Consider the following 13,265-nt stretch of genomic DNA (forward strand, 5'->3'; position numbering starts at 1 on the left):
GCAATGCTGGAACAGATGGGCAAAGCCGCCAGGGCGGCCTCTTACAAAATGGCGCTGCTCTCAAGCCTTGAGAAAAACCGCGTGCTGCAACGCATCGCGGATTACCTGGAAGCGCAGGCTGAACAGATAATTACCGCCAACGAGCAGGACGTGGCGGAAGCCCGCACCAACGGTCTGAGCGAAGCCATGCTCGACCGCCTGCTGCTCACACCGGCACGCCTGAAGGGCATCGCCGACGACGTGCGCCAGGTCTGCAACCTCTCGGATCCGGTAGGGCAGGTGATCGACGGCGGCCTGCTGGACAGCGGCCTGCGTCTGGAACGTCGCCGCGTACCGCTGGGCGTGATTGGTGTCATCTACGAGGCGCGTCCGAACGTCACCGTAGACGTCGCCTCTCTCTGCCTGAAAACCGGCAACGCGGCGATCCTGCGCGGTGGGAAAGAGACGTGGCGCACCAACGCCGCCACCGTGAAAGTTATCCAGCAGGCGCTGGTGGAATGCGGTCTGCCAGCGGCTGCGGTACAGGCGATTGAAAGCCCGGATCGCGCGCTGGTTAACGAGCTGCTGAAGATGGATCGCTACGTCGATATGCTTATCCCGCGCGGCGGCGCGGGCCTGCATAAACTCTGCCGCGAGCAGTCCACCATTCCGGTGATTACCGGCGGAATTGGCGTGTGCCATATCGTGGTGGACGACACGGCGGAAATCGAACCGGCCCTGAAAATCATCGTTAACGCCAAGACCCAGCGCCCAAGCACTTGCAACACCGTGGAAACGCTGCTGGTTCATCAGGGCATTGCCGACACCTTCCTGCCCGCGCTCAGCAAGCAGATGGCGGAGTCCGGCGTCACGCTACACGCGGACGGGAAATCCCTGCCGTTGCTGCAAAATGGCCCGGCGGAAGTGCTGCTGGTGAAAGCGGAAGAGTATGACGACGAGTGGCTGTCGCTGCACCTGAACGTGAAGATGGTCGCGGACCTGGATGAAGCCATCGAACACATCCGCGACCACGGCACCCAGCATTCGGACGCCATCCTGACCCGCACGCTGCGCAACGCTAATCGCTTCGTTAATGAAGTCGATTCATCCGCTGTATATGTAAACGCCTCAACGCGCTTCACGGACGGCGGGCAGTTCGGCCTGGGCGCAGAAGTCGCGGTCAGCACCCAGAAGCTGCACGCCCGCGGCCCGATGGGCCTTGAAGCGCTGACCACCTATAAGTGGATCGGCTTTGGGGACGATACTGTTCGGGCGTGATTGAGCCAGGCGGGATGCGCCGTAACCCGGCGCCTCCCTCTTTACCAACAAATCAAGGGGTCTTATGAACAGGGGGATATGGCGTTGTTTATCCGTAAAATCTCCATGAAAGATGACAGATTCACCATTTTTTTCTCTGATTCCCATTCCCGACACCTGATTTGGCAGGTGCCCAAACAGAATAATTAAATTGATTTTAATTGATAAATATCATTTTTAATGAAGAATGTTTTTTAACGCTGCGAGGTAGCCCGCAGAAATTTTCTTATCATTTTATTTTGTTTTTCTCCTGAGTTATATGTTTCATGAATGGGGCGAATGCTGGTAGCTTTTAATTAAACGATATTCAAATGCGTGGAACTCCTTATACAACAAGGGGCTATGTTATTAGCTTCTTTATGTAAGATAAAAATAACTATTATTGACTGCATGAATAAGCCATGGTTTTATAAACAGTCCATCTTGCAAATCAATTTAACGTTCGTGCTGGAATCTTCGCCTTATATGGTGTAATGTCATTTGTACTGAAACTAAAGTTATTGGATAACTTATGTCTTTACATGGAAAGTTTATAATTAATGACGCGTATTATTCCCCTTTGATATTTCCCGGCATTGGCACATTTTTAGCATTCTCCGGTGATGGCGCCTATCGTAATCGCGGGGCCTGCGGGATGATTCCCAAAATGGGTCCTGTTCCGGCAGGTCAATACTGGATTGTTGATCGGCCTGAGGGTGGGATCAGATCTAAGATGAACACCAGTGTGAAAGATACATATAATCATTTCATAAACGGCGCGAGCTTTAAACATAGCGACTGGTTTGCGCTATGGCGAATCGACTGGAATATAGATGATTATACCTGGATTGAATCAATAAAACGCGGTAACTTTCGTTTGCATCCAGGTAGTCTTTCCGAAGGTTGTATTACATTGCCACATGAATCAGATTTTGCACTATTGAGAAATGCATTGCTACGAACGAAGCAAGTAGATGTACCCTGCATGCGAAAATTAAAGTCTTACGGCACAATTGAGGTGGGGGTCAGTGGCAAAACATGTCCATAATCTCATCATTAAGATAGTCTTGTTCTGTATGACAATGTTGTTGGTTGCCTGGTTATTCTCTTATGACGGGCTGGTTGACCGTTTTATGAGAGAATATATCACTTTGAACATGGCAGAAAAAACCGGAAATTATATCTTAGGTGAGCCAGATCCAGAGCCGTACGAATCCATAAGACTCTATATAAGTCTTATGATTAATATTCTCATTAGCGTTCCATTGTTTAGTTCCGTTATTGCCATTATCAATATGATGATGAGCCGCATTTCACCTGTTCATCATCTAAAAGAATGTTTTTTTTCGATATTGAGAAGATTTTATAAAATATTTTCATTTACTCTTTTGTTTTGGGCTGTATTCCGAGCCTTACCGTATCAGGCTTTATTCCCAGGGCATGCCAAATTATCCATTTCCACGATAATGATAATTGTAGGTTTTAATCTGTTGATAACAGGTATTTGCTATTGGTTCATCAGCAGGAAATGGACAATCAAAAGGAGCTTGTAAAATGCCGATTCCAGCTTATATGTGGCTAAAAGATGATGGCGGTGCCGATATCAAAGGGAATGTGGATGTAAACGACCGGGAGGGAAGCATAGAAATTGTTGGTTTTAGCCATGGGTTGAATATTCCGGTTGATGGTACAAGCGGCAAAATCACGGGGACGCGTTCGCATTCACCAATGCTAATTGAGAAAGAATTCGATAGTTCGTCGCCTTACCTTTATAAAGCAGTGGCTAAAGGGCAGACACTTAAATCTGCAGAGATACGCTGGTATCGCATTAACTACGCAGGGCAGGAGGAAGCCTACTTTATCATGACTCTTGAAGGGGTGAAAATTACCGGAGTGAATCCGGGAATGCCCAACGCAAAAATGGCGGGCAACTCTCAAATCAACCATATGGAATCTGTTTCCATGATGTATGAGAAAATCACATGGCGCTATGTGGACGGTAACGTCCAATACACGGACGACTGGAACGTAAGATCTTGATTTTGAAGATATGGTAGAAACTTATCCACACATGACAGGTTAACAAGCCCGCCACTCTCACCTGAGCACCCACGCCAGCAGGCGCTCCGCGAGAATGGCAGGGGCTTAATCCTCAATAAACGTCAGCCGCCTGCGTGGCCGTAAATTCATCTCAAAAATGGCCTTCGCCATTGCTTCACCCATCTCTGCGCAGACCACCAGCCCCTGAACGAAAGGCTGGTCGTGCATCAGCCACGGCAGCGCGCCGAAGGCGATGCGGCCGCGCACGGCTTCCGGCGCAAGCAGGGTGTAATCCTTGCTGACGTCCGGGATGTCGTCGCCGGTGCTAAGCAGCTGCTCGCGTAGCGTCGGGAACGGCAGGTCTTTGGTTTTCAGCGCTTTCTGGCCTCGGGCATCGATATAAACTTTGAACTCATGCCTTTTTCCCTGCGCGTAGATCACCGTCTGCGCTTCTTTTACTTCCAGCTCGTAGTCCGGCCCCAGCGCCTGAATGCTGATGATCCCGGCCTTGTGCAGCGCCAGCAGGCGGCGGACGGATTCTGAGGGGATCGCCGCATAGTTATCGATAAACACCCGTGCCAGGCTGTCGTGGAAGCGTCTGCCGTCCTCATCGTTCAAATGTGGAACAATCTCCTGCACGGCTTCGTGCAGCCGCAGGATGGTGTAGCGCCAGGCCACGGTGCGCTTGTCGCGCTTGTTGCATTCAACTTCCGCAAGGTTGGCTTCCGCCCACTCAAACGGATCGTTTTGATGGCGCGGGGCAAACAGGGCGTCGTGAAAACTTTGCGGGTTCAGCGTTCTCAGGGCGATTTGTTCGCTCCAGGCGGGATCCGCCAGCTCCAGCTCTTCTGTCATCAGGCTAAACACGCGATCCAGCAGACCCTCCGATCCTTTGGCTATCTCTTGCTCGATAGCGCTTTCGGTGACGATGCTTAGCGGCTCGTACGGAAGAGGGCAGTAGAAGTCGGCTTCCGGCAGGATACCGGAGCGGGACATCAGTACGATTTCCAGCGCTTCGCTTTCTTTGTCCAGTTCGAACCGCACCTGCTGCGCGTCCACCTCGATGAAGCTTCCGTGCTGGACGGCAACGGCCATCGCGGCGTCGATGCCGCTGAGTGACGTGCCCATAATGCCGACCCTGCAGGCGCCGATTTTTGCCTCCATCAGCCCCGACCACGGGCTCGGGAAGAAGGTGCGCGTCGATTCGCTTTCGTCGGGCCAGACGTGCCCGGTAGCGATAACGGCGAGATCGTAGACCTCCCGCAGCGGCTTCTCTTCCGCCCAGACGCGCACGCCTTCCGTCGTCGCCTCCAGGTCGGTTACCCGGCATGTCTCCCGGACGGTTATCTCAAAGCCCTGCTGCTTCGCCTGTTTTACCAGCTCAAGAAACTGGTCGCGGAAATACTCGCCAAGCAGAATACGCGGCAGGAATTTGCGGTCGTGCAGGGAGGCGTGTTCAACGCCGTAACGGGCAAGATGCTCAGCGCTTTGCTCTTTAAGCCAGTCCAGATAGGTCCTGAAAATGGGGGGGATCTCAATGCTGGCGATGTTGGCCAGCATCAGCCTGGAGTTGTCCTCATCGCTGTACGGCATGCCTACGCCTGCCTCGTCAGCCTGTTCAAAGACCGAGACGGCAAGCGGTTGGCCATGCCTGAACAGCGAGTAAAGCGTATAGATCCCTGTAGGTCCTGCGCCGATAATCGCAATCTTTTTCATCGATACCTCTCCTCGTGACGCCCATAATCCATCAGAAATTCATCATTTTCTTTTGCCGGAGCTAGACTAACTGAGTGTGATCTTTATCATAATCTGGTGAAGACAATAAAAGAGACCGTGCTATGCAACATATCATTGAGGGCTTCCTCAACTTCCAGAAAGAAATATTCCCGCAGCGTAAAGAGCTCTTTCGTAGTTTAGCCTCCAGCCAGAATCCGAAGGCGCTTTTTATCTCCTGTTCCGACAGCCGTCTGGTGCCGGAGCTGGTCACCCAGCAGGAGCCGGGGCAGCTGTTTGTCATTCGTAACGCCGGTAACATCGTGCCTTCCTTCGGCCCTGAGCCGGGCGGCGTCTCGGCAACCATCGAGTATGCGGTAGTGGCGCTGGGCGTAACGGATATTGTGATTTGCGGCCACTCCAACTGTGGTGCCATGAAGGCCATTGCCACCTGTCAGTGCATGGACTCGATGCCGGCCGTGGACCACTGGCTGCGCTACTCCGATGCGGCGAAGGCGGTGGTGGAGAAAAAGAGCTGGGATAACGAAACCGCGAAAGTAAATGCGATGGTAGAAGAGAACGTTATCGCCCAACTGAATAACATCAAAACCCATCCTTCCGTGGCGGTTGGCCTGCGCAATAACGCGCTGCGCCTGCACGGCTGGGTGTACGACATAGAAAGCGGCGAAATCCGCACGCTGGATAAAAACAGCAAAACCTATGTTTCGCTGGCGGACAACCCGCACGTCTGCTTCGAGTAAACAGACTTTCAGCCAGGCAGGGATGCCCGGCGAAATAGTTTTCCTACCTTTGTGTCGCCTTGTTTATTATTAAATAGTGCGCTGGTCGATATTTCACCGCTACATCGACTAAGATCCCCTGCTTAACTTTAATTCTCAGACTCACGGGTGGAAGAAGAATGCTCGACGGTAAAATGGCGTCTCTGCGCCAGACGTTATGGAGAAAACGTCTTCCCATGCTTGTCGCTAAGGATGCGCGCACAGAAAATCCTTATAACTATTATTCCGTGCATCTGGTGGACGTGGCGCACCAGCGCTATCAGCTGGTGGACTGGCAGGATAATACCGCGCTGATTGCCCGCTGGGATTACGATGCCCATGTATACACCGATGAACGGCGCATTACCCTTGGTGAACTTGACGAGATGGAGGCGGAAATTATCCACCATCGTCGTTACGGGCCTGTGAGCTTCGGCGGCATTCTGGGCTTTAATTTCAGCTATTACACCCGCTTCGTCTATATCAAAACGCTCTTTAGCCGTGGCAAAGGCAAGTTCGTGTCGGCGTTTTTTGCCAGCAAAGAGTTGAAAAGCCGCGACCGCATCGCGCTGCTAAATCTGCTGGTTAACGAATATATACAGCAGCGCCCGTCGAAGCTGAATACCGGCGTGACGGTGGAAGAGGTGATCGAGCTGCTGTACGGCAAACTGTGGTACAAGCACATCCGCAATGAAGAGTTTCGCCGCAAGGTGACGCTGCTGCTGAAGTCGTTGGTGATCACCGAGGATCTGCTGCAAAAGGAAGATCGCTATTTTGTGCAGCCGAAGTCGATTGCCACCATCGTCGACTACGAAAAAGACGAGCGTCGCAGCGAGCAGCAGGTGAGGATGCAGAAAAACATCGTTCGCCTGATGCTGATCATTACCGCCTCAACGCTGATGATTACCCTCGCGCTGCTGTCCCTGGCGGACGTGATCGATCTGCATAAAATCTGGCACGCTATCGTGAACATCAAGCCAATCCGCCTGTTGTTAAAGCTGATCTAGCAGTGAAAAACGGGGCGTTAAGCCCCGCTCCGGCTTAGCTACGAATAAACTCAAGAATATCGTTATTGATGACGTCGGCGTGCGTGGTTGGCATCCCGTGCGGGTAGCCGGGGTAGATCTTCATTTTATTGTTGGGGATAAGTTTTTCCTGCAGCAGCGCTGCCGTTTTATACGGCACGACCTGGTCGTCGTCACCGTGCAGGATGAGCGTCGGCACGGAGATGGCCTTCAGATCTTCCGTTTGATCGGTTTCCGAGAATGCCTTGATGCCCTCATAGTGCGCTTTGGCGCTGCCCGTCATGCCCTGCCGCCACCAGTTTTCAATGATGCCCTGTGACGCCTCGGCCCCCGGACGGTTATAGCCGTAAAAAGGCCCGGATGCGACATCCAGGAAAAACTGCGCCCGGTTGGCGGTCAGCGCCTGGCGGAAGCCATCAAACACCTCAATTGGCGTGCCGTCAGGATTGCTTTCCGCTTTCACCATCAGCGGCGGCACCGCGCTTATCAGCACTGCTTTCGCCACTCGCCCCTGCGGCTGTCCGTACTTCGCCACATAGCGCGCAACCTGTCCGCCACCGGTGGAATGTCCGATATGCACCGCATTTTTCAGATCCAGATGTTCCGCCACCGCGGAGGCGTCTGCAGCATAATGATCCATGTCGTGCCCCTCGCTGACCTGGCCTGAGCGGCCATGCCCACGTCGATCCGATGCGATCACCCTAAATCCTTTCGACAGGAAGAACAGCATCTGCGTGTCCCAGTCGTCGGCGCTTAACGGCCATCCATGGTGAAAGAAAATCGGCTGTGCGTCCTTAGGGCCCCAATCTTTAAAGAAAATGCTGACATTATCTTTCGTGGTGACAAATGACATGATCTAACCCCCTGGGTGGGAAGGATGGAGTAACGCTGGATATTCCACGGCTGTGGAAGGCTGGCTCAGAGCGGTAAGCGATTGCTAAATACAGTGTCAAAGCGTAGTTAAGAACGATCCGCTTTGCCTTCGCGCCGCGGACATTTTTGCCGTTCTGCTTTGTTCTTATGAGCAACAGTTGTTAAAAAATGTCGGATGACGCTGCGCTTATCCAACCTACTGCTTATCCGACCTAGGACGGCGATAACGTAGGGGGGATAAGCGCAGCGTCATCCACCGACAAACTGTTAAACCAGCTCCGGCAGCCCCTTCAGCAGCTTATCGAGCGTGACGGGATAATCTCGCACCCGCACGCCCGTCGCGTTGTATACCGCGTTGGCGATAGCCGCGCTCACGCCGCACAGCCCCAGCTCGCCCACGCCTTTGGCCTTCATCGGTGATGACACAGGGTCGGTATCGTCGAGGAAGATCACTTCCTGTTCCGGGATATCCGCATGGACCGGCACCTCGTAGGCGGCCAGATCGTGGTTGACGAAGTACCCCAGCCGCTCGTCGATGGCTAACTCTTCCATCAGCGCCGCGCCAACGCCCATGGTCATCGCGCCGATCACCTGGCTGCGGGCGGTTTTTGGGTTGAGAATTCGGCCAGCGGCACAAACTGCCAGCATGCGGCGCACGCGGGTTTCCCCGGTCGCCACGTCCACACCCACCTCGACGAAGTGAGCGGCGAAGGTGGACTGCTGGAATTTCTCTTCCAGCTCCGCGAACTCGATGCTGTCCTCAACGGTCAGCGTCCCGCCAGCGGCTGCGTCTTTCAGCGGCACGCTTTTCTCCCCATCGCGCACCTGCCCGTCGGTAAACTCTGCCTTCTGCGGATCAAGCCCCAGCTTAACGGCGACCGTTTCACACAGTTTGACGCATGCAGCGTAAACCCCGGCGGTGGAGCTGTTCGCCCCCCACTGGCCGCCGGAGCCTGCCGAAACCGGGAAGTCGGAGTCCCCAAGCTTAACCACCACATCTTCCAGCGGCACGCCCAGCATTTCGGCGGCGGTCTGGGCGATGATGGTATAGCTGCCGGTGCCGATATCCGTCATGTCGGTTTCCACGGTGACGCGACCTGCGGTATCCAGATGCACCCGCGCGCCGGATTTCATCACCAGATTGTTACGGAACCCTGCTGCAACGCCCATGCCGACCAACCAGCGTCCGTCGCGGACCTGTGCGGGCTGTGCCTTGCGATTTTTCCAGCCGAAACGGTCGGCCCCCGTGCGCAGGCATTCAACCAGCTGGCGGCGCGAGAAGGGCCTGTTCGGGTTGGCCGGGTCAACCTGGGTGTCGTTGATAATGCGGAACTCAACCGGATCGACGCCTGCCTTCTCTGCGATTTCATCGATGGCGATTTCCAGCGCCATCAGGCCCGGTGCTTCGCCCGGCGCGCGCATGGCGTTGCCTTCCGGCAGGTCGAGTTTTGCCAGCCGAAGCCCGGTAAAACGGTTTGCCCCGGCATAAAGCAGCTGGCTTTGCTGCACCGCCGTCTCCGGTGGGCCGCCCTCCACGTTACCGGACCAGCTTTCGTGGGCGATGGCGGAGATACGCCCGTCTTTATCGGTGCCGATGCGGATGTGCTGAATAGTCGCCGGACGGTGGGTTGTATTGTTAGGAATGAGCGGGCGCTGCAGGGCGATTTTGACCGGGCGTTTTGCGGCGCGGGCGCCCAGCGCGGCCATCAGAATATCGCTGCGCAGGAAGAGTTTGCCGCCAAATCCGCCGCCAATATAGGGTGACAGCACGCGGACGTTTTCCGGCGGCAGGTTTAGCGTGGTGGCCAGGTCGCTCCGGCACCAGTCCACCATCTGGTTAGAGGTATGGACGGTGAGCTTGTTGCCCTGCCACTGCGCCATAGAGGCGTGCGGTTCCATCGCCATGTGGCTCTGGTCCGGCGTGGTGTAGGTGGCGTCCAGCTGCACTGCGGAGGCGGCAAAAGCACCTTCGAAGTCCCCGGTCGATTTATCCGGTTCGCTTTCGGGTGCCTTATTGATCGAAGGTTTTTCATCGGCCAGATCGTAGCGGCCTTTTTCACGGCGATACTCGACCTTCATCAGCTCCGCCGCAGCGCGGGCCTGTTCGAACGTTTCCGCGACCACAACGGCAACCGCCTGATGGTAGTGGGTGATATCCGGGCCGCCCAGCAGCGGGGCAGGGTTTTTATCCCCTTTGCCGAGCTTGCCGGCGTTGTCGGCGGTGACGATGGTGATGACGCCCGGCGCCTGGCGGGCGGCTTCAAGCTCCATCGAGCTGATTTTACCTTTCGCCACGGCGGATCCGACGATATAGCCATAGGCCGCATCGGGCGTTTCATCGTGCCATTCGTAGGCGTAGCGGGCGGTGCCGGTGGTTTTCAGCGGGCCGTCAATGCGATCGTGCGGCAGGCCGACTACCTTAAGCCGATCTATCGGGTTCGCGCCCGCTGGCTTATCAAATTTCATGATTTATCCCCTCGCTTCCGTCAGCACCGAGGCGAGCGTGCGCTTCGCCAGGATCAGCTTGAATTCGTTTTCAGGCGTTGGCGTGGCTCCGGCAAACAGCCTGTCGTAAACCCCTTTCGCCCCTTGAGGAAGCAGGGCATCCGCCTCTTCCATGCGCCAGGGCTTGTGCGCAACGCCGCCGAGCGCAACCCGGCCCGTACCATCGCTTTGCACCACTGCGGCGACGGATACCAGCGCAAAGGCGTAGGATGATCGGTCGCGGACCTTACGGTAAATGTGCGTGCCGCCGAGCGGGGCGGGGAGCGTAACGGCGACGATCAGCTCGCCTGCTTTGAGGACGGTCTCCAGATGGGGCGTATTGCCCGGCGCGCGGTAGAACTCTGCGACAGGGATCTTTCGCTCGCTGCCGTCCGGGCTGACGGTCTCTACCACCGCGTCCAACAGCCGCATGGCAACCGCCATATCGCTGGGGTGGGTGGCGATGCAGGCCTTACTGGTTCCTACTACGGCATGCTGACGGCTGAAGCCCTCCAGGGCCGCGCAGCCGCTGCCGGGAAGGCGTTTGTTGCAGGGTTGATTCGTGTCGTAGAAATAGGGGCAGCGGGTACGCTGGAGGAGGTTTCCGGCGGTGGTTGCCTGGTTGCGCAGCTGGCCGGAAGCACCCGCAAGCAGCGCGCGTGAAAGCACGGCGTAGTCGCGTCGTACACGCTCGTCGGCTGCCAGATCGGTGTTGCGTACCAGCGCGCCGATCCGCAGGCCGCCGTTTTCCGTCGGCTCAATTTTATCCAGCGCAAGGCCGTTAACGTCTATCAGGTGGGGCGGGGTTTCTATATCCAGCTTCATCAGATCGAGCAGGTTGGTGCCGCCCGCAATAAATTTAGCACCGGGCTTGCCCTGGGCGCTGGCAGCCGCCTCCGCCGGGTTTTTTACGCGTTCGTAGGTGAATGCCTTCATGATTTCTGCCCCCCGGAGACGTCTTCAATCGCCGCAAGAATGTTGGAGTAAGCCCCGCAACGGCAGATGTTGCCGCTCATGCGTTCGCGTATCTCCTCCTGAGTCGGCTGGGCCGGGGAAACAAGATCGAGGGTGACGTGGCTTGGGATCCCGTCTTCGATTTCTTTTAGCACCGCCACGGACGAACAAATTTGTCCCGGGGTGCAGTAGCCGCACTGGTAGCCATCGTGTTTGATGAACGCGGCTTGCATAGGATGCAGGTTATCCGGCGTGCCGAGGCCTTCGATAGTGGTGACTTCGGCGCCGTCCTGCATCACCGCCAGGGTCAGGCAGGAGTTAAGACGGCGTCCGTTGACGATAACCGTACAGGCCCCGCACTGGCCGTGGTCACAGCCTTTTTTGGTGCCGGTGAGATGCAGGTTTTCCCGCAGCGCGTCCAGCAGGGTCGTCCGGGTATCGACTTCCAGCCGCTGCTCTTTGCCGTTGACCTTCAGCGTCACGGGGGTCATTGCCGGTGGCGGGGTCGTTTTCAGCTCGCTGGCTCCCAGCGGGCTGGAGTGCGTCATGGTCGCCGCCGCCGCCGCAGAGACCGCGCCTGCTTTCAGCAGATCGCGCCTCGTCAGGTTGTATTCAGGCAGGTCAAAATCCCTTATGCAGAAAATTTTGCTCATCGTGCCGCCAGCTTCAGGCCGCACGCTTTTATTTGCCTCATCGCCTTGGTTGCTCATACCAGGCCTCCAGTAATCTAAAAGTTAAACCAGGAAAAATGCACCGCTTAGTTTTTATAGCGAACTATTAAGCATAGACGGCGTAGCGGAAGGATTAGTCCTGGTTACTGAATGCCGTTATGAGAAGCATTCATTAATCAATAGCGTTTTACATTCATCAAGGAAATGATTATGTTTCTCATTTGCATTTAAGGGTGGCGTTTTGCTCGCAGGTGTCCTGTCCGGCACCGGGGAGGTTCTCACAGGTCGCCACCCGCCTTTCTGACGGAAACAGGAACCTAATCGTGATAAAAAAAAGAACGGCGCTGGCGGCGCTCATTGCGCTGGCATTAACGGGATGTACCGCTCAGCAAACCAAAACCGATCAGCCCGCAGCCGCTGCTCAGACGGAGCAAAAAAGCGCTTTAACGCAGCGTGAGCTTTCTGAAGGCGTGTATGAAATGGCGTTCAGCCAGCAGACGGGCGCGCTGTATGTCGCTACCGCGCAGGGGTTTAAAACCGTGCAGGGCGGAGTAATCTACAAGCTGGATCCGGTGACGCTGAAAACGCTGGGGGAATCGTACACCGACCTGAAAAACTTCGGCGCGGTAATGGATGCGGACGGCAAGACGCTGTTTGTGACCAACTCGCTGGACGGCGGCATCAGCGCGGTCAACGTTGAAGATGGTAAGGTGCTCAAACGCCTGCTGTTCACCGAACGTAACGAGAAAGGTCTGCCGTACGGCGCGCGTGAAATCATTCTTCATGACGGGCTGCTGTACGTAGGCGGCGTAGCGGATCCTGCGGTGATCTGGGTGGTGGATGCGAAGACGCTGAAGCTGAAAAAGCGCATCAATAACGCCGGGAAGTGGGTAACTGGCCTGCTTTACTCAGAGCAGACGCAGCGGATCTACGCCGCAAACGGCGGCGGTGAGATTCTGGTGATCAACCCGCGGACTAACCGTATCGAAAAACGCTGGAAGCCGCTCGGGGATAAACCAGCGCTGCTGCTTAACCTGGCAGAAGATCCGGCGACGGGCCGCCTGTTCGTGACCGACAACTCAAAGGCGAAAACCACGCTGGTGCTGGATATCAAAACCGGGGAAGTGCTGAAGAACCTGGCGACGGGCGATACCCTGGCGGTGAAATTCAACGCGAAGCGCAACGAGCTGTACCTGACCCAGCGCGAATCCGGCAGGCTGCTGATTCTGGATGCCACGACGTATGCGCAGAAAAAATCCATCGACCTGCCTCCGCATCCAAATAGCCTGCTGCTCTCTGCCGACGGACAAACGCTGTATGTGACGGTGAAGCAGGGCTTTAATAAGGACCACACCACCAAAGGGCCGGACAGTATTGTTCGGGTGGATTTAGCGCAGTAGCGTTGGTTTTTGTCGGATGACGCTGCGCTTATCCGACCTACGAAAGCGGCG

The 13,265-nt window shown here is 55.7% G+C and carries 11 protein-coding genes; 6 read left to right on the forward strand and 5 right to left on the reverse strand.

Annotation, left to right across the window (positions count from 1 at the left end; translation table 11 throughout):
* Positions 1–3: 3 nt before the first annotated feature.
* From proA to ACA108_04810, 3 genes are all read left to right on the forward strand, one after another.
* A complete protein-coding gene (proA, locus tag ACA108_04800; GenBank protein ID XEX96860.1) occupies positions 4–1,257 on the forward strand; it encodes a glutamate-5-semialdehyde dehydrogenase in 1,254 nt (417 codons plus the stop codon).
* Between the two features lie 550 nt (positions 1,258–1,807).
* A complete protein-coding gene (locus tag ACA108_04805) occupies positions 1,808–2,323 on the forward strand; it encodes a DUF2778 domain-containing protein (protein ID XEX96861.1) in 516 nt (171 codons plus the stop codon).
* A gap of 506 nt (positions 2,324–2,829) precedes the next feature.
* On the forward strand, positions 2,830–3,315 hold the full coding sequence (locus ACA108_04810; GenBank protein XEX96862.1) for an Hcp family type VI secretion system effector: 486 nt from the start codon (positions 2,830–2,832) through the stop codon (positions 3,313–3,315).
* 105 nt (positions 3,316–3,420) lie between these two features.
* Here the strand turns inward: ACA108_04810 and ACA108_04815 are convergent, their stop codons facing one another.
* The gene (locus tag ACA108_04815; protein XEX96863.1) at positions 3,421–5,031 is read right to left on the reverse strand and encodes an FAD-NAD(P)-binding protein; all 1,611 of its coding nucleotides are present in this window, start codon (positions 5,029–5,031) and stop codon (positions 3,421–3,423) included.
* Positions 5,032–5,153: 122 nt separating this feature from the next.
* On the opposite strand from ACA108_04815, the gene ACA108_04820 reads away from it, so the two are divergent.
* Both ACA108_04820 and ACA108_04825 read left to right on the forward strand, forming a co-directional pair.
* Positions 5,154–5,789: a carbonic anhydrase gene (locus ACA108_04820; protein ID XEX96864.1), complete on the forward strand. Its 636-nt coding sequence runs from the start codon at positions 5,154–5,156 to the stop codon at positions 5,787–5,789.
* Between the two features lie 158 nt (positions 5,790–5,947).
* Entirely contained in the window at positions 5,948–6,814 is an 867-nt protein-coding gene (locus tag ACA108_04825; protein XEX96865.1) for a hypothetical protein, read from the forward strand.
* Positions 6,815–6,848: 34 nt separating this feature from the next.
* On the opposite strand, the gene ACA108_04830 is transcribed toward ACA108_04825, so the two are convergent.
* From ACA108_04830 to paoA, 4 genes are all read right to left on the reverse strand, one after another.
* On the reverse strand, positions 6,849–7,685 hold the full coding sequence (locus ACA108_04830) for an alpha/beta fold hydrolase (protein ID XEX96866.1): 837 nt from the start codon (positions 7,683–7,685) through the stop codon (positions 6,849–6,851).
* A gap of 287 nt (positions 7,686–7,972) precedes the next feature.
* Entirely contained in the window at positions 7,973–10,171 is a 2,199-nt protein-coding gene (paoC, locus tag ACA108_04835) for an aldehyde oxidoreductase molybdenum-binding subunit PaoC (protein ID XEX96867.1), read from the reverse strand.
* 3 nt (positions 10,172–10,174) lie between these two features.
* A complete protein-coding gene (locus ACA108_04840) occupies positions 10,175–11,125 on the reverse strand; it encodes a xanthine dehydrogenase family protein subunit M (protein ID XEX96868.1) in 951 nt (316 codons plus the stop codon).
* Positions 11,122–11,796 (reverse strand): aldehyde dehydrogenase iron-sulfur subunit PaoA, encoded by a 675-nt coding sequence (paoA, locus tag ACA108_04845; protein XEX98018.1) that lies wholly within the window; start codon positions 11,794–11,796, stop codon positions 11,122–11,124. Before paoA ends, ACA108_04840 begins: the two co-directional genes overlap by 4 nt.
* Before the next feature lie 341 nt (positions 11,797–12,137).
* On the opposite strand from paoA, the gene ACA108_04850 reads away from it, so the two are divergent.
* On the forward strand, positions 12,138–13,214 hold the full coding sequence (locus ACA108_04850) for a YncE family protein (protein XEX96869.1): 1,077 nt from the start codon (positions 12,138–12,140) through the stop codon (positions 13,212–13,214).
* Positions 13,215–13,265: the final 51 nt, after the last annotated feature.

The sequence above is a fragment of the Dryocola sp. LX212 genome, assembly GCA_041504365.1.
In the GTDB taxonomy this organism is placed as follows: Bacteria; Pseudomonadota; Gammaproteobacteria; order Enterobacterales; family Enterobacteriaceae; genus Dryocola.